The following is a 17,085-nucleotide window of genomic DNA, read 5'->3' as shown; positions in this document are numbered from 1 at the left end:
CTTCCTAAAACACGGCCTAGTGGCCGGTGTGAAACGCCCACCTCTGCTGACCGCTGTGGGCGTCCACCGCGTACTGGCTGCTTCCGCTGCCGACATAGACGGTCCCGTCGGCTACCGCCGGCCCTGACCCCTCGCCCCACTCACCTCCAGTGGAGAACCTCCACCACTGCTGCCCGGTGGCGGCGTCAAGGGCATACAGACCCCTTTCGCCGCCGAGGTACACCACCCCGTCGATCACCGCCGGCGTGGCAGGGACCCGCCCGCCTCGGATCTCCCAGCTCCAACGCCTCCGTACGGCGCGCCCCTCTCCACCCCTGGCCACGCCCGTGAGACCGATCGCCGCTCACCTGGCAGAGTTCCGCACGTGGTGCGGAAGGGAAGCGCACGCCCCTCGGTTACCGACATCACCGTCGCGTGTACGCAGGTGGAAGCCTCGTTGAGGAGCACCATGGACCACGGCTCACCTGGTTGCCGAGGCCCTGGTGCGCGGGGTGGCGGCTGGGCAGGCTAGTTTGCTCGGATGAGTCTCCTTGATGATGTGGCCGAGCGCGACGGCTGGCGGTGCTGGGTGTGCGACGAACCGGTCGACCCCGACAAGTCGGTGAACGACGCGCAGGGGCCCAGCGTTGACAGCCGGACCTCCGACCGGAAGGCCAAGGTCGCCGAGCGGCTCGCGCACCGCGGGTGCAACACCCGCAAGGGCGCGGTCAAGGTGGTCATCGCCTGGCCGGACCGCCCGTACGTGGCCGACCCCGCGCCGCTGATCACCGTTGCCGCGCGGCTGGAGCGCAAAGGGGGCCGCGAGATGGTGGGCCGCTGTCCGACCAGGCAGGACGCTCAAGAAGCGGCGGATTGGCTGGTGGACCGGTTCTCCCGACTGGTACCGGGGCTGCCGGTGACCGCCGACATCGAGGCGGGCGGCGGCCAGTTCCTCGTCATCCTGGCCACCGGCCGCCGCTGAGGCCTTCGTCTTGGTCACGTGCACCTTGGTCGGAGCACAGGATCAGACGGAAGCCGCCCCGGCGTCCAGCGAATTCCCAGCAGGGCTACCCAGTTCGAGACGCTGTTCAGAGCCTGGTGGCGAGCAGACTCAGTCAGGCAGCGCCACGGTGAGATCCACCTCGACGAGTTGTCCGGGAAAGCCCAACTGGGCGACGCCCAAGAGCGTGCTGGCCGTTGTGAACGCCGGGCCGATGACAGATTCGGCGAGCCGATGCCACGCGGCACCCAGAACGTCTCTGTCGTCGCTCCGCACGTAGACCACTGACCGCACCACATGTCGAGGCTGAGCGTTCGCGGCTGCGAGAGCCGCGAACGCGTTCGCAGCAACCTGGTCGATCTGCATCTCCAAAGAGCCGGAACCGACGAGGTCACCGCCCCTATCAAGCGGACACTGCCCTGCAAGATGGGCCGTGCGGCCAGTCTCCACCACGGTGACGTGGTGGTAGCCAGGCGTTTGATGCAGCTGCTCGGGATTGATGCGGGTGATCTTCTCAGTCATGTCTGCGAGTCTGACCAGCGCACTGCCGGCACGCACCGCAATTTCACCCACCGGCAGGCACTCGGCAGCGGCCCCCAACGTTAAGAAGCCGTATCTCAACCGAACGTGATCGTTTGATTTTCGCTGGTCAGGCATGGTTTCGGTCGGGGTGAGGGAGGCATCCGGCGTTCTGCTTCTGCTTGTTCGTCGAGGGGTGCGCGATGGCGTCGATGCTGGGGTTGCTGGAGGCGCGGGAAGCGTCTGCCCGCGAGCGGGTGGAGGTCCTGCGGGAGGAGGCGGCCCGTGCGGCTGCGGCTTTGGAGGCCGGCGAGATCGAGTTGGACCGGCGGGTGATCGCACGCGAAGAACTCGTTGACGCTCTGGCCGCATCCGCCGCCGAGACGACTGCCGCGAAGGAGGCCGAGGGCGGGGGCGGAACGGTGCCCGGCCCCGTTCCCGCGCCTGCGTCCGCGTCGGTTCCAGGGGCGGTGGTGCCGCCCTGGCGGGAGGGGTTGGCGGTGTCGGTGCTCTCGCTGGACAATCAGCGGATCTTGAATGTGCTGCAGGACCGGCCGGGTCTGGAACCCTTGCGGGCCAAGGACATCGCGGCCGTGATGGGCATCGACGCAGCGGTGGCGGCGAAGGTCGAAGGGGTGCGGTCGAAGGCGAAACGCCTGGCCGAGCGGGGCTGGTTGCTCCAGGAGGCGTCGGGCGCGTTCAGCCCCGGCCGCAGGCTCGTGGCCTCGCCAGGCGGCGGCCCATCCGCGTGATCATCGACCACTGGATCATCGCCTCGCTGGTGGCGGTCAGGGTCTCGTAGTCCCGGCACAGACGCCGCGAGTGCATCAGCCAGCTCAGGGTGCGCTCGACCACCCACCGCCTCGGCAGCACCACGAACCCCTTCGTATCGTCGGTCCGTTTGACGACTTCCACGGTCAGGGCGAGTTTCTCGCGGGCCCAGTCGATGAGGGATCCGGTGTAGCCGCCGTCGGCCCAGACCAGGCAGATGTCCCGGTGCAGCCCGCGCAACCGGGTCAGCAGGCCGACGGCCGCCTCGCGGTCCCCGATGTTCGCGGCGGTCACGGCCACGACCAGCAGCAGGCCCAGGCAGTCGGTCACGATGTGCCGCTTCCGCCCGTTGATCAGCTTGCCGCCGTCGAAGCCACGTGAGGCGGCGGGAACGCTCGCGGCGGCTTTCACCGACTGCGCGTCGATGATTCCTGCCGTCGGCTCCGCCTCCCGCCCCGCACGCTCCCGCACCCGGCCGCGCAGCCGGTCATGGAACTCCGCGACCAGCCCGTTCTCGCGCCAGCGGCGGAAGAAGGCATAGACCCGGGCCCAGCGGGGGAAGTCGGCGGGCATCGCCCGCCAGGAGATCCCGCCCGCGACCAGGTAACGGATCGCGTCCAGCATCTGGCGGTGGCAATACCCCTCGGGCTGCCCGCCCCGCCCCTCCAGCCAGGCCGGCACCGGCAGCAGAGGCCGCACCGCAGCCCACTCCGCGTCCGTCATATCCGACGGATACCGACGCACCCGGTCCGGATGATCCGCCGCATTGCCGTACGCGTGCGCGAGACAATCGCACGACACGACGGACGAGTTGAAGTCGACAGGCGTAACCGCGTACACATGTGACAACAGGGCCTCCTGGTACTGCTCGGTCAGATTCGCATCCCCGAGCTACCGAGAGGCCCTGCCTTCATGCGCGTACAACGGGAAGACCACCCCGGTGAGAACCCTGTTCGACCCGCACGTTCCATGATCGGTTGAGATACGGCTTCTAAACACAATGCCGTTGATTCAGGGGTCTGGTGAGGGGGCGACGGCCACGATGACCTGGAGGGAATCTGCTGGTCGGCGGGGTGGCTGTGGTGGTCGTGGCCGGTCTGGGTTCCAGGACGGAAGCGGGACATCTTGCGTTTCGCCTGGCGGATCACGGCCCGGAGTCTGCGGGGCGGGTTGATCTCCTCCTCGAGTTCACGGGCCACCGTGGACAAGTGCTGAGGGGGAAAATCCCTGTTCAGCGTGGTGATGCTCCGGCGGGCTGCCCGTAGGGCCGCGGCGAAGGAGAGCCGGTCCGGATCAAGGGGTTCACTGCGGTTCACCGCGGTTCTGTGCATCAGGACTCTCAGATCAGTGTAGAGAACCAAGTGCGCGTAGACCTCCTGGAAGACCAAGTCCGGGCTCTTGCTGGGCATGACGGTGCGGGTGCCGATCTGGGTGGTCTTCAGTTCGGCGAGAATGTTCTCCACCTCCCAGCGTTCGCCGTAGAGGGCGGCCAATTCGGCGGCCGGCGCCGCAGCGGGGTCCATGAGGGTGGTGATGAGCCGGTAGAAATGGGCTCCGGGCAGGCCGCGGTCGGCCAGGAGCAGCATGCCGGCTGGAGTGAGCCGGCGAGCCGTTCGGCCAGGACACCTTCCTTGACCCGGTAGGAGTCGACTGCGGCGTCGCAGACCACGTGGGTGCCGGACTCGAACAGGACCATGACCCGGGCCAGCGGATATCCGGTGGGCCCCTTCCCGGCCTTGGTCCGCAACCGTCCCAGCCCGGCCTCGTTGGCCTCCGTGTCGGCGGCCTGCAGCGTCGTCCCGTCAATCGCCATCAGCCGCAAGCCCCGCCAGAACGCGCCTGGTGTCCGCTCATCGGCCACCGCCGCACCGGCATAGCTCCTTGAAATGCCCGCTCCCGTCGTCGCGGACGCTCTCGGCTACCACAACAAGACCACACGCCTGCTCAGCGAGACAGGCGGGACCTGGAACCGATACGCCGCTGGGGATCCCACACGGTCACCGGCAGGTTGGGTTCCACGGGGAACTGGCGATAGTTGAATATGCGAGCCCACCAGTAGAGGCCGGACCACGCATGATCGCCACGACAAGGATCAGGCGCAGGGCCGCCATCGGCGAAGCGCAGTGGTGAAACAGTTTCTCAGCCCGAGCTGGAGCCGATCTTCGCTGAGCTCGCCCGCCGGTGGGCGAGCCCCGGTCGTCTCGTTCCCGACCGCCACGACGAGGAATGGGCCATCCTCCGGCCACTCGCTTGGCGATCACGGCGGTGTGCCGGCAGCGTCACGTCGGAGGGTGTGCAGGGTGTCCTGGAAACCGCGGATGAGCGCGGACAGGCCGGTCTCGAAGGCGATGTCACGGTAGTCGGGTGGGGCGTTCAGGATGGGGTCGAGGCCGTGCGGGAGGTCTTCGGCCGACAGCGGTACGCCGGACGCCGCGTCGACGAGGGCGAGGGCGGAGCCGCTGAGGAAGTACTCGACGGACTGAACGAGGGGTAGCAGGTACTCCTCCGGCCAGCCGGCGTCGCGCAGCACGCCGAATGCCTGCGCGTAGCCGTACAGCGCCGAGGGGGACCTCACAGGCCGGCCCGCGAGCAGCGGGATGGTGTGCGAGTGCGCCGCGAATGCGGCGCGGTAGGCGCGGGCCCAGCTTTCCACGGCCGCCGTCCAGGGGCGGACGCCCGCATCCAGATCCACTTCGGCCACGATGAGCTCGCGGATTCCGTCGATGATCTCCTCGCGGCCCGAGACGTGGTTGTACAGCGAGGGCCCCTTCACACCGAGACGGGCGGCAATGCGCGGCGTCGACAAGGCGTCCGGCTCTTCCTCGTCGACCAGCGCGAGGGCGGCCCGCAGGACGTCTTCCCGGGTCAGCGGCGGTCGGGACGGCCTGCCCATCGTCTCGTTCCTCTCCTCCGCCCACCCGATGTCCTGATTTCGTCGTGTCGTCAGGGCTTCCGGCCGCCCGGGTTTCGGGGCTGGTGCCCGGTTAGCCTCGCCGTTTCGGTTGGGGTGCGGCTGAGGGTTGGGTAGAAACGCAAAAGTGCCTTCCTGAGCTGGGACGATGGACCTTGTCTAGGGGTTCTGTCGTCGCCAGAGGAAGGCACTTTCTGCGTGAAGGATATCGGTTCGCGGCCCCGGCTTGTGGTGTCCACTGACGGGTCGGGGGTGGTCGGGCACGCCGGAGCACGTTTGCTGGCGGACCTCGCCGAAGCGACCGGGCTGACGGCGGCGTATTCCACCGTGCTCCGGCCGCTTCGGCCGCGCGGCACCGGCCATGATCCAGGCCGGATCGCCACCGATCTCGCAGTGATGCTCGCCGACGGCGGCGAGGCGATCACGGATCTGGCCGTTCTGCGGGACCAGCGCGAGGTGTTCGGCCCGGTGGCCTCCACGCCGACGGCTTGGCGGCTGCTGGCCGCCGTCGACGAACGCATACTGGACCGCCTGCGGTCGGCCCGCGCCGCAGCCCGGGAGGTGGCCTGGCTGCAGGCCGCCGAGACCCGCACCGCGATACCCGCAGTGAAGGCCGGCGGACGCGAACTGCCCGGCCTGGTCCTGGACCTCGACGCCACGCTGGTCACCTGCCACTCCGAGAAAGAGCAGGCCGCCCCGACCTATAAGGGCGGCTTCGGCTTCCATCCGCTGCTGTGTTTCCTCGCGAACACCGGCGAGGCCATGTCGGGGCGGCTACGGCCCGGCAACTCCGGAGCCAACACTGCAGCCGATCACATTGCGGTGTTCGACCAGGCGCTCGCGCAGATCCCCGACGCTCACCGGCACGGCACCGACATCCTGGTCCGTGCCGACAGTGCCGGATCCGCGAAAGCCTTCCTCTCCCACGTCCGCGACGTGCGTGACAACGGCCTTCACCTGCGTTTCTCGGTCGGATACGCGGTCACCACACCGGTCCGCCGCGCGATCCGGACCATGCCCGACCGCCTCTGGCATCCCGCCCTGGACCAGGACGGCACTCTGCGAGGTGGCGCCGAGGTCGCCGAGCTGACCGGGATGGTCGACCTGGACGGCTACCCGGCCGGCACCCGCATCATCGTGCGCCGGGAGCGGCCGCACCCCGGAGCCCAGCTATCCCTGTTCGACCAGGACGAGGGCCTGCGCCACCAGGTATTCCTCACCGACACCCCGTACTCCGCAGGCGGCTCGGCCCAGTTCCTGGAGGTCCGCCACCGCGGGCATGCCACCGTCGAGGACCACATCCGGTGCGGCAAGACCACCGGCTTCGGCCGCTTCCCCTCCCGCAACTTCCACGTCAACGCCGTCTGGTTCGAACTCAGCCTCGCGGCGATCGATCTGCTGGCCTGGATGCGCGTCCTGCTGCTGGATGGGGAGCTGGCTACCGCCGAACCCAAGAAACTCCGCTACCGGATCCTGCACGTCGCTGCCCGTCTCACCCGCGGCGGCCGTCGCCTCCACCTGCGGATCGCAGCAACCTGGCCCTGGCGACACCAACTCGCCGCCGCCTTCCACCGTCTGGCCGCCCTACCCCGCCCCGCCAACTGACCAGCCGCCCCGGCCACCTACGACACGAAAGACCTTGGAGAACCCGACCAACGCGCCGGGTCCCCACCATACCCACCGCCCGATACCGCCTCGATCGACCCCACAGCGTCACCTCGTCACCCCAAGCGAAACAGCGAGGCTAGCGCTGCTGCTGATGCTGATGCTGATGCTGATGCTGAAGTCCTATCAGCGCATGGGGTGCTTCCCGGCGCTGGAGGACGTCCCCGAGATGGTGGTGGACTTCGTGCGGCGGCAGGTGGAGCTGCCGGAGGGCACGCTGCCAGCGTACCGGGCGGACAGGACGGCCAAGCATCACCGGGGCCTGGTCCGCAAGCGGGTCGGCGTGACGTACGACCAGGCCAGGGCCCGGAGGATCGTCGAGCAGTCGATCCGTAAGGAGGCCGCGGCGAAGAACCGCCCGGCGGACCTGATCAACATCGCGCTGGAGAAGGTGGTGGAGGCCGGGCTGGAGCTGGCGGGGTTCTCCACCTTCGACAAGATGGCCTCGAAGATCCGCACCGAGGTGAACGCCTCGATCTGCGCGGGTATCCACGACCGCATGTGGGGCGACGGGGGCGACGATGACCACGTCCGCCCCCGCCCGTACGAGGGCCAGCGCCGCCGCGCACCCGGCGGGGCCGCCGTCGGCGACGAGAACGTCGCAGCCGCTCACCGCGCCGCTCCTACGCAGGCTCTGGGTTGGTCCGCTCCGTCTCGACCAGGACCTCGCGGCCGTCCGGGCCGGGCCGGGCGACGATGAATCCGAGGCCGCTCCACTTCGTGACCATCTCGTTCATGCCGAGCTGGTCGTCCTGGCCGTCGCCGATGCCCCGGTCCCACTCCTGGAACGCCCCGGTCGCGCCGTGGAGGAGCGCGTCGAGTTCCGGCTCGGGAAGCACCTCATCGGGACGCGCGGCCGGCCACCAGTGGGTCCGGCACAAGTAGAAGTCGGCCTGCCAGGGCAGGGCCATGTACTTGGTGACGTCTCCCGGCATCAGGGCCTCGCGCAGCCGGAATGGCGCGGACCAGGTGACCGGGTCGTCGGCGATGTACGTCATCTCGATGCCGGGGAAGAATCCGCCGCCGCCGGCCGGCTCCAGCGCAGCCCGCACCAGCGCGTGCGGCTGCTCCGCCGCTGGCAGGGCGTCGAAGGGGACCGGGGCGGGCACCCGGCCGGTCCAGTCGGCCAGGAAGTCGCCTGCGGCCCAGCGCCGCATCCGTTCGTACTGGCCCGGGAGCAGGGTCAGCCAGGTCTGCGGCTGGTCGTCCTGCGGGGCGCCATCGGCCGCGAGGAGGGGCATGAACCCGATGTTGGCCTGGCTGACAAGCATGGCCCCAGGGGTGCGCAGCTTCCGGAAGACGGCGCGGCGGATCGGGGCGTCGGTGGCGGAGTTCGAGGCCAGCCGGGCGAGGCGGTCGGGCGTGAGGAAGTTCGTCGCACGGTCGCCGTGCCGGGAGCGGGCCACTTCGTTGACCCAGGCGAGTTCGATCGGCCGGGCGAGCAGGGGGTGGATGTCGCGGGTGAAGGAAACCTCCGGCGGGGTGGGCAGCCCGCCCGACGCGCGGGCGACCTCGAGGGCGACGTCGTACAGGGTGATCAGGTTCGCCGTGTACGGGGCGAAGTCGGGCGGTGTCACCAGGCACCACGCAGGGGTCACCGGCACCTGCCGGCCTTCCGGTCCCAGGGACACGGTCGCGCGGACCGGACCGTCAGAGATGTCGTCGCACCAGAAGTCGTTGTTGGCGTAGTCGTGGACCGGATGGGCGGGCTTGGTGGAGAAGGACTTTCCGAACCCGCCGAGGACAAGCAGCCGGCCGGCCTCGTCCGTCCGCAGTTCACCCAGCGGTACCGGCGTTCCCAGGAAGGTCCCGGTGTCGAACCGGGCGCCCGCGCCGTCCTGGGAAGGTCCGGTCACGCTGCGCGGGCCGGGCCGGACGATCAGTCGCGCGCGGGCGGCGGTGTCGGCGGGATCGATGTGCCGGTTACGGCGGTCGGCGTCCGTGGTGGACTGGTGGGCGCGCCCGGCGAACGTGAACCAGTCGCCCTTGGCGTTGGCCAGTTCCGCGGTCCAGGTGATCCGCGCCTCGGCCGAGGTGATCTCGCCGAGGACCGTACCGGCCCGGTCGTAGCCGAACAGCCGGAACCGGGCCGCCTGGCGTTTGATCCGGCCGGCGGAGTCCTTGAAGCCTCCGTCGGGCCGCGGCGGGATGCCCGGGGACTCCGGGCCGATCATGAGGGAGTCGGGGCTGTCGCCGACCCGGGCGATACCGATCGAGGGATGGATCTCGCAGTGGACGACATCGTCGAGCTGCATGGCCGCTCCCGGTGAAAGGGTCGGGCGTAGGTGAAGGGCTGGGGGGCTGGGGCGGCCGGGCGGAGCGGATCAGCCGGATCAGTGGGAATGGCTCCCCGTGGCCAGTTCGCCTTCCTCGACGTAGAACTCCCGCTCCAGCGAGAACCGCAGATCGACGCCGTCCGCTGCGTGGTCCGCGCCGTCCAGGAAACGCGCCGCCACCTGCTGGCCTTCGCGCAGCCTGTCGTCCGGGCGGTCGGCCCGTCCGACGATCGCGAGCCTCGGCCCCTTCCCCAGGACCTCGTCCGTGAGCGTGACGCCCGAGACGCTTCTGACGTTCCCCATGGCCATGAGGTGATCGAAATCGGGCGGCGTGGTGATCAGATGGGCGAGGAAGAGCTCCTTGCCCTTCCCGAAGGCGAGGTAGGTGAGGTCCGGCGGTCGGGTGGCATGCATATGGAACTGCCGGAAATGCACCACCCGTTGGACCTCGACCGTCACCGGGTCGATCAGTTCCGTGCCGCCGCGCTCGAAGTGGCCCCGGAACAGCGTCCCGTTGAATGAGGTGATCACGGGCTGCCCTTCGGGCGTGACCAGATCGGAGATGCGGAACGGCTCCGGGTTCAGCGTGTAGACGTCCGTTCCCGTCGTCCTGCGGTCCTCGGAATAGGTCTTCTGCGCGTCACCCGACCCGTTCTTCAGGGTCACTTCGAGCAGGACCTGGAAATCATGAGGACGCATGAACATGGGCAGGTGGGACAGGTAGACCGTCTCCTCACCCACCACCAGCATTCCGTGGGCTGCCTTCGGTTCGACCGGCATCGGCCTCATCTCCCGTGTATGGCCAGCTGTTTCCCCGCTGTCGTGCGCTGTTGTGCCAGCTGCTGGAACGCTCCCACGGCCACCTTCGAGGCTGACACACGGGCCGGAAGATCGCCATCGGAGGCCCCCGAGCGGTCCATGGCGGACCGCTACCGGTCGGTGACCGTCCGCACCTGCGACGTCGTTCCGCTTCGTAACAACCATTACATTCATCCCCAAAAGGTCCGTTTAGCGGAAATCATTACGTCCTGGAATGGGTCGTCACCGGGCACCACCACGATGTCCTCACCTATGTCGACCCTGATGAGCCTCGTGATCAGTCGGAGACCGCTGTCGGGCTGTTCGGACGTTCTAAGCGCCATCGGGATGGCACCGAACTGCGCATCCACGTTCAGGACAAGCGAGGTTCAGCGGACCTGGCGCGAGTCCCTGCGTGTCACCGTTGGTGGTCACCGGGGCGTATCGGCTCCAAGTTCCGCCTGCTTCGGTGACCAGCCGCGTGGCGGTCTTGCCGTCGTAGCCGAGGGCCTTCGCGATGACGGGGGCTGGGGCCTGAAGGACGAGCTGGCGGATCGCGGAAGTCCTGCCGCGCCGTGGAGGGACGCCGATCTCGCGTGGGTGGGCCTGGAGGCTGGCCGGGTTCATCGGCTGCCCGGGCTGGTGGCCGGGGAAGAGCCATCGGGCACTTCGGCTGCTTGCGTAGGGCAGGTGCTGGCGGGAGTGGACGTAGGCCCGCATCAGTTCGGCGATGGACTCCGGGAGGGGCGACGGTGGATCTCCCAAGCAGACGGAGATGGTGGTGCCGTCGTCGGTGATGTCGTCGATGGTGAGACGAACGATGCGGCTGACAGGCTGGGCATAGACGAGAACGAGTGCGACAACGATGCTGCTCCGCAGAGGCAGGGAGTCGTCGTAGAGGACCCGTCGGAGGATGGCGAGTCGGCGGCGCTGGTGCAGTGGCGCCTGATCCTGGGTGATGACCTGGGGCGGAAGGGTGAGGCTGGGCATCCGGCCCGCCTTCATGCACCAGCGGAGGAAGGTCTGGTCTGGGCGCCGGGTGGCGAGCTTCTCGGTAGGAACATTGGTACAGCCGTTGGCGCTGAGATTGGTCTAACTGCGCATCTCCGTGTTCGGGTGGGGCCCGGCCCGTCCGCGATAGGTCCGCCTTCAGCATCAGCACGAAGCCGAGCCGGTCATCCCCTCGCGGGAGCGGTGTACGCGGGCGGCTCGATCCGCCGCTCGCCCGACACGCCGTGCGCCTCGGGGTGCCTGTACTTGCCGCGCTCGTCCCCGTCCTTGGAACTCTCCACGAGAAGGGGGTTGGCGCGCGCGTAGGGGTCGTGGCGGACCCCGGTCACCTGCCAGCAGACGCGTGTGCCGGGATCGCCGCCGGCGATGGTGAACCGGTTGTCCTCCAGTTCCCCTGCCACGTGCAGGTTCGGGGCTGCGCGGCCGATGGCGGTGAGCTGGTAGCGGAACCGCTCGTTGAGCGCCTGGAACCAGTCCGGCAGGACGATCTCGGCGCCGCCGGTCCCGTCCAGGACGGTCTCCCCGTCGTAGACGTTCTTCATCTCGTCGCTCTCGACGACAGCATGGCTGAGGTAATTGTCCTCCGGATCCAGCGGATGGTCGATGATGAACTCGAGGGCGCTCTTGGTCAGTTTTCCGTCCACCATGCAACAACATGCGGCAAGGCTGCATGACCCACCCGGTGCCCGTCTGGGCCCGCCCTCTGCTCCAAGCTGCGGCCTTCCTGCACCGGGCCGTCACCGGCATCGACGGGCCGCTCTTCACCGATCCCATCGGCGCCACCGGGCTGCCCCGCCTGCGACACCGCGGGTGATTGTCGCTACGTTGCTGCGGTAGTTGTCATCGTGGGGTTGGTCGTGGTTCTTGCTGGTCAGGGGTAGGTCTACTCCTGGTGTTGACATTCTGATGCGGTGTGTTCGGTGTCATCGGCGTGCGTTGTCGCTGGACAGCGTGGTGCGGTGTCTACGGGTGTGGCGGCCGTTCGGGGCTGCGTGTCAGTGCTCGTTGGTCATGCCCTGATCAGATCACCCGAGCGCTGGCCTGTGTGGTGATGAGTCAGAGACCGGGCTATCTGGGGTGTGTGGGCTGGGTCTAGGGCGGGTGGCTTGTACTGCAGGCCGCCCGTCGTTGTCTCCCGTTCCCGTTCCCGGTGGCGTGGCGGGCGGCCTGGCGCTGGAGCAGAAGTTCGACGTTCGACGAGTCCGTTTAGGGTCGGCCGTAGGGAGGCTGGCTGACACCCGCACCGCTCCAAACAGGTGACGGTCCGTGACCTGACGCCGCCTTTGTTCCATCCTCTTGTCGCGGGCTCCGGAGGCGACAGGGGAGGCGGGTATCTGTGAATCTCGACAACGTGGTCAGCTGTGAGATCCATCCGGCCATCGGCATCTCTCGCGTGGGTAACAGCCCCACCGAGTTCTTCATCGGCCCCGAGCGGCCGGGAGTCCCGCCCGAGCCCGACGGCGGTTTCAAGGACACGGCCGGGCGGGTGAAGCGGCAGGCGGCGCGATTCCGCGTGTACGGCTACGACAAGGACGGGAATGTCCTGGGCGAGTTGACGGCGGACGACGCCAGAATCTCGTGGACGGTCGAGCTCGCGAACTCCAAGGCCGACTGGTTCAAGTTCCTCGGGCGCTTCCACGGCGCGCCGGAGAATACACCGGGCGAAACTGCCACCGCAGCAGCGGTGACCGGGGTCCAGGACCCGCGCAACCGCCGCAACCCGGGGATCGACGTCAACGACCCCGTGGCCCGCGCGCGGCTTGTTATCAAGCCGGGCCCCCGGACCGTGACCGGTCCTTCCCAGGACGGCGGCACGGCCCGGTTCGACACGGGCACCTTCCTCGGCAGGCCGGTGCCGCTCGGGGAGCTCCGTACCGACGACAAGGGCCGGCTGCTGGTCCTCGGCGGCTCCGGCCACTCCGGGACGACCGCGGCGGAGAATCCGATCACCCACTACGCCAACAACGACTACTGGTACGACGACGTGTCCGACGGGCCGGTGGCCGCCACCGTGACACTGCGCGGCAGCGGGGGCGGGGACGGCGGCGGCACGAGCCGGACGCTTGAGGCGCGGTCCGCGTGGGTGCTGGTCGGACCGCCCGACTTCTCCCCGCACACCACCAATCTCGTGACCCTCTACGACGTGGTCGCCGAGGCCCAGGGGTACGGGCAGGAGGACCAGGTCTCGTTCACCCGGCACATCTACCCGATCCTGCAGCGCGTCAGCGACTACCAGTGGGTCAATGCCGCCGCGCTGAGAGGCCACGGCGAGGGCGAGGCCGGCCATTTCACCGCCCCGGGGATGCTCGGGCAACTGGCTTCGAACTCGCCCGGCAGCAAGGATCTGCGTACCAGCGTCTTCGAGCGCCTGCGCAGCCCGGAGCCGAACGTCGCGGAAGCCACCTCCGAGTACATGCCGCAGCTCGCCGGCGACGACGGGGACCCGGTGGATGGCCGGCCCCTGACGTGGATGGCGCTGCTGCCGGGCCAGTACGAGCGGATGCGGCGCTGGGCCGAGGGCGATTTCACCGCCGACTGGGCGGGCCGGGCTCCCGTACCCGGGGAGCTGGCCCTGGCACAGGAACCGCACGCCTTGGTGGAGGCGGCTCTGGACGCCTGCTCCGGGGGCCCGTTCTATCCCGGCATCGAGACGACGTACATCGTCCAGCGGCCGCAGACCTGGTCCGGACCCTTTCGCGTCCGCGAGGACTTCGCGCCGGGCGATCTGACGAAGTACATGGCCCTGCCCTGGCAGGCCGACTTCTACGAGTGCAACACGCACTGGTGGCCCGCCCAGCGGCCCGACGACGTGTACCCCGAATCCCACTTTCTCGCCCTGATCCGCGCTGCGGGCGATCAGGGCGCGGACGGCGCCGGACAGTTCCCGTTCCGGCAGCCCTGGGCCCGCGGGGTCGGGCAACAGGTGATCTACAAGCCGAAACTGGTCCGGGGAGCGGGCGAGAGCGACGGCGCGTACCGCACCCGCGTGGCCGAGCAGTGGAAGCGGATCCGCGAGCACGCCGGCGACAACGACATGGTCGAGCAGTGGAGCCGACTGGGCTTCGTGGTTCCCCGCCGGGCCCCGGACGGCAGCCGCGCCCTGGTCGAGACCGAACGCTCCGTTCACGTTGGGCTCAGCGACCGCGAATGGTTCTACACGCTGCAGCATCCCGACCGGTTCCCCGAGCAGGTCAAGGCCTCGCGCGAATACGTCCGCAAGGTCCTGGCCGACGCCGTGGTCGCCCAGAACAGCCCCCATGCACCGCAGACGCTGCGGCCCTTCCGCTACACCCGGGAGAACCTGGAGGAGCGGCTCGACCTCATCTACACGCAGCTCGCCCAGGAGGCGGATGCCTACGACGCCGCCGATCCTCGCAGGGACCCGCTCTTCCGCACCCGGGAGTCGGTCGTCGAACGGGTCCGCCAGATGGCCCCCTTCAATCTGCTCGACGGCGTCTGGCTGCGCAACATCACCCCGGCGAAGCCGATCGACGACGTCCACGCCCTCCTGTTCACGATCTGGAAGGAGGAGGTCGGCGACGGCAACCCGGCGCTGAACCACTCCAGCCTGTACCAGAACCTGTTGGAGCAACTGGGCATCTTCCTGCCGCCGGTGGACTCCTACGCCTTCTCCACCCGGCCCGAGATCCTCGACTCGGCGTACACCGTCCCCGCATTCGAACTGGCCATCTCCTTGTATCCCGAGGAGTTCTTCCCCGAGCTCCTCGGCATGACGCTGCACCTGGAGTGGGAGATCCTCGGTGTCGTACCCATGGCGGAGCTGCTGGACCACCACCAGATCGACTCGCGCTTCTACCGCATGCACATCGGCATCGACAACGCGGCTCAGGGACACGGCGCGCTCGCCCGCGACGCCATCATGCTCCACCTCGACCAGATGTACGCCGGCGGGGGCGACGACGCGGTCCAGCGGCAGTGGCAGCGCATCTGGAACGGCTACGTGGCGTTCCAGACCACAGGAACCCTGGGCGAGGAGATCGCCTCACGGCTGCTCCGACCGCCCACCGTCGAACAGCGGCTGATCAGGATGATCGAGGACAGGGCTCCCTGGGCCGCGCGCAACCACGAGGGGAAGAGGCTCGGCGGCAGCTATCTGAACGACTGGTTCGCCGACCCGGAGGGGCTGCTGCGGACTCTGAGCACCTCCGACTGGGTCACCCCCGGGGACCACAAACGCAGCAGGCTCTTCGAGCTGTTCAGCTGGAACGGCCCCATGTACAAGGTGTTCGACGAGGAGGAGACCGGCCTGTGGCGGGAGTGGATCGACTCGCTCGGCCGACAGCCGTCCCCGCCGCGCACCTTCTCCCCGCTGGAGTCGATGGTCCTCCTCACGGATGCCATGCGCGCCCGCCCGGACGGCTTGTTCTCCGACGTGGGCGCCGTGGTGGGGCCGCAGCCGGGCAACCCGGAGCACTTGGTGGAGCGGCCGGCCGCCTGGTGGTCCCTGCAGCCGACGGAGGCGCTGCTGGCCGCTGTCGCCCACCCAGCCAATCGCGCCCGCGGCGAGTCGGGCGAGGAGGGTGCGGCCCGTGCGGAGGGCGGTACGCAGGGCGGCACGGACTTCGTACGCGCATTCTTCGCGTCGGTCGACAGGCCCGCACTCGTGGAAGAGCTGCCCGTCACCGGCACCCCCCAGGACATCGTGGACGAGTGGGTCGAGGCCGGCTGCCCGCTGCCTGACCCGCAGGTTCCGGTCACCCGGGTGAGCCTGTCGACGCCCCAGCCGGTGGCTGAACCCGACAGCCCGCTGCGCGTGCGCATTCACGGCATGGGCGGGATCCACTGACCCGGCCGGGCGCCGGCGCGGACGTCCTCGTGGCTGGTGGCGGGCCAGCGGGGGCGGCCACCGCCCTCGCCCTTGCGCACTCCGGTGCCGAAGTCGTCCTCGTCCACCCGGATTCCGCGCCCGAGTGGCGGGTCGGAGAGAGCCTGGCTCCCCCCGCGCGCACCCTGCTGGAACGCCTCGGCGTCCTCGACCGGGTCGCCACGGGTGGCCACCTGCCGTGCTACGGCAACCGCTCCGCCTGGGGGCGAGCCGCCCTGACCACATCGGATTTCGTCCGCAGTCCCTACGGGCCGGGCTGGCATCTCGACCGCCGGCGGTTCGACGCCTCGTTGCGTGAGGCGGCCCGTGACGCCGGCGTGCGCCACCGCCCGGGCAGCGTCACCGGCGTGACACGCACCGGGAACCACTGGCGGGCGACCGTCTCCGGGGCCGAGGTCACCGCATCGTACGTCGTCGACGCCACGGGGGCGCGTGCCCGGCTCGCCCGCCGGATCGGCGCACGGCTGGTGCACACCGACCACCTCGTGGCCATCACCGCTCGCGTGCCGAACACCGGTCAGGGAGGCGACGGGAGCGGCAGATTCGAGGACGGCACCGAGCACACCTCACTCATCGAGTCCACGCCCTTCGGCTGGTGGTACACCGCGCCCCTGCCCTCGGGAGAGCGTGTCGTCATGGCAGTCACCGATGCCGACCTCGTCGGGCAGGCGGGACTGCGGACACCGGACGGATGGTGGGCCGCACTCGGCCTCAGCCGGCACATCGGCGCCCGGCTGCCCATGCATGCCCGGCCGCCCGAACGCCTCGCCGTGCTCCGCGCCGGCACGTCCCGCGCCCTTCCTGCCGCCGGACCCGGCTGGGCGGCGGTCGGCGACGCGGCCACCGCCACCGACCCCGTCGCCGCCCGTGGCATCACCTCCGCGCTCGCGACCGGCATCGCCGCTGCCGGCGCGCTCACCGCGAATGCCGGCGGCGACGAGGACGCGATCCGCCGCTACGCCGGTCTCGTCACCGGGGTCCATACCGAGTTCCTGCACGCCCGCGCGGCCTGCTACCGGATCGAACGCCGATGGGACACCCCGTTCTGGCTCCGACGCCGCCGGCTCCCGGACCACTCGCCCTTGCCGCAGGCGCCCGCCGGGACCGGGTGACCGCCAGGACCGGTGGCGGTCCGGCCGGTGGACCCTCTCAGCCGGTGCAGCCTGGGACGGACCGTTCGGTATCCGCCCATCCCCCGCTGCCTGCGGTGGTCAGAGCCGCAAGTCGCGGGCGAGGGCGGTCATCACGACCCGGGTCTTGGTCTGACCGGACTGAGCCCCGACCCCGACCCTGCCCCTGCCCCTGCCCC

16 protein-coding genes are annotated in these 17,085 nt (G+C 69.5%); 7 read left to right on the top strand and 9 right to left on the bottom strand.

Annotated features, from left to right (window positions below; all coding sequences use genetic code 11):
* Positions 1-16 precede the first annotated feature (16 nt).
* Complete coding sequence (locus tag J7F03_RS42890) at positions 17-322, bottom strand: PQQ-binding-like beta-propeller repeat protein (RefSeq protein ID WP_374104457.1); 306 nt, start codon at positions 320-322, stop codon at positions 17-19.
* 198 nt (positions 323-520) lie between these two features.
* Between J7F03_RS42890 and J7F03_RS39725 the strand changes: the two genes are divergently transcribed.
* Positions 521-961 (top strand): hypothetical protein, encoded by a 441-nt coding sequence (locus tag J7F03_RS39725; protein WP_214958085.1) that lies wholly within the window; start codon positions 521-523, stop codon positions 959-961.
* Positions 962-1,090: 129 nt separating this feature from the next.
* On the opposite strand, the gene J7F03_RS39720 is transcribed toward J7F03_RS39725, so the two are convergent.
* Entirely contained in the window at positions 1,091-1,501 is a 411-nt protein-coding gene (locus tag J7F03_RS39720; RefSeq protein WP_214958084.1) for a RidA family protein, read from the bottom strand.
* Positions 1,502-1,701: 200 nt separating this feature from the next.
* Here J7F03_RS39720 and J7F03_RS39715 point away from each other — a divergent pair, with 200 nt between their 5' ends.
* Positions 1,702-2,250 (top strand): hypothetical protein, encoded by a 549-nt coding sequence (locus tag J7F03_RS39715; protein WP_251073184.1) that lies wholly within the window; start codon positions 1,702-1,704, stop codon positions 2,248-2,250.
* On the opposite strand, the gene J7F03_RS39710 is transcribed toward J7F03_RS39715, so the two are convergent.
* From J7F03_RS39710 to J7F03_RS39700, 3 genes are all read right to left on the bottom strand, one after another.
* Positions 2,198-2,992 (bottom strand): IS5 family transposase, encoded by a 795-nt coding sequence (locus J7F03_RS39710; RefSeq protein WP_214958083.1) that lies wholly within the window; start codon positions 2,990-2,992, stop codon positions 2,198-2,200. The genes J7F03_RS39715 and J7F03_RS39710 overlap by 53 nt on opposite strands.
* A gap of 149 nt (positions 2,993-3,141) precedes the next feature.
* Positions 3,142-3,933 carry a transposase gene (locus J7F03_RS39705; protein ID WP_374104458.1) on the bottom strand — a complete coding sequence of 264 codons (792 nt, stop codon included), beginning with the start codon at positions 3,931-3,933 and terminating at the stop codon, positions 3,142-3,144.
* A gap of 593 nt (positions 3,934-4,526) precedes the next feature.
* Positions 4,527-5,162, bottom strand: a complete 636-nt coding sequence (locus J7F03_RS39700; RefSeq protein WP_214958081.1) for a TetR/AcrR family transcriptional regulator — start codon at positions 5,160-5,162, stop codon at positions 4,527-4,529.
* A 186-nt stretch (positions 5,163-5,348) separates the two neighbouring features.
* Here J7F03_RS39700 and J7F03_RS39695 point away from each other — a divergent pair, with 186 nt between their 5' ends.
* Together J7F03_RS39695 and J7F03_RS39690 are read left to right on the top strand one after the other, a co-directional pair.
* A complete protein-coding gene (locus J7F03_RS39695; RefSeq protein WP_214958087.1) occupies positions 5,349-6,785 on the top strand; it encodes an IS1380 family transposase in 1,437 nt (478 codons plus the stop codon).
* A gap of 172 nt (positions 6,786-6,957) precedes the next feature.
* Positions 6,958-7,545, top strand: coding sequence for a DUF4158 domain-containing protein (locus J7F03_RS39690; RefSeq protein ID WP_214958080.1), 588 nt, complete (start codon positions 6,958-6,960; stop codon positions 7,543-7,545).
* Here the strand turns inward: J7F03_RS39690 and J7F03_RS39685 are convergent.
* From J7F03_RS39685 to J7F03_RS39670, 4 genes are all read right to left on the bottom strand, one after another.
* Positions 7,469-9,100, bottom strand: a complete 1,632-nt coding sequence (locus J7F03_RS39685) for a LodA/GoxA family CTQ-dependent oxidase (protein WP_214958079.1) — start codon at positions 9,098-9,100, stop codon at positions 7,469-7,471. The genes J7F03_RS39690 and J7F03_RS39685 overlap by 77 nt on opposite strands.
* A gap of 78 nt (positions 9,101-9,178) precedes the next feature.
* Positions 9,179-9,901: a hypothetical protein gene (locus tag J7F03_RS39680; RefSeq protein ID WP_251073183.1), complete on the bottom strand. Its 723-nt coding sequence runs from the start codon at positions 9,899-9,901 to the stop codon at positions 9,179-9,181.
* Between the two features lie 351 nt (positions 9,902-10,252).
* Complete coding sequence (locus J7F03_RS39675; protein ID WP_214958077.1) at positions 10,253-10,909, bottom strand: hypothetical protein; 657 nt, start codon at positions 10,907-10,909, stop codon at positions 10,253-10,255.
* 185 nt (positions 10,910-11,094) lie between these two features.
* Positions 11,095-11,577 carry a hypothetical protein gene (locus J7F03_RS39670; protein ID WP_214958076.1) on the bottom strand — a complete coding sequence of 161 codons (483 nt, stop codon included), beginning with the start codon at positions 11,575-11,577 and terminating at the stop codon, positions 11,095-11,097.
* A 23-nt stretch (positions 11,578-11,600) separates the two neighbouring features.
* Between J7F03_RS39670 and J7F03_RS39665 the strand changes: the two genes are divergently transcribed.
* The 3 genes from J7F03_RS39665 (at position 11,601) to J7F03_RS39655 (ending at position 16,888) form a co-directional block, all read left to right on the top strand.
* Positions 11,601-11,744, top strand: coding sequence for a hypothetical protein (locus J7F03_RS39665; protein WP_214958075.1), 144 nt, complete (start codon positions 11,601-11,603; stop codon positions 11,742-11,744).
* 522 nt (positions 11,745-12,266) lie between these two features.
* A complete protein-coding gene (locus J7F03_RS39660; RefSeq protein WP_214958074.1) occupies positions 12,267-15,737 on the top strand; it encodes a LodA/GoxA family CTQ-dependent oxidase in 3,471 nt (1,156 codons plus the stop codon).
* 29 nt (positions 15,738-15,766) lie between these two features.
* On the top strand, positions 15,767-16,888 hold the full coding sequence (locus J7F03_RS39655; RefSeq protein WP_214958073.1) for an NAD(P)/FAD-dependent oxidoreductase: 1,122 nt from the start codon (positions 15,767-15,769) through the stop codon (positions 16,886-16,888).
* Positions 16,889-17,085 lie beyond the last annotated feature (197 nt).

It is taken from the genome of Streptomyces sp. ISL-43, assembly GCF_018614195.1.
Lineage (GTDB): Bacteria > Actinomycetota > Actinomycetes > Streptomycetales > Streptomycetaceae > Streptomyces.
Note: the sequence above shows the minus strand (reverse complement) of the source record. Positions and strands in the feature narration are given on the sequence as shown.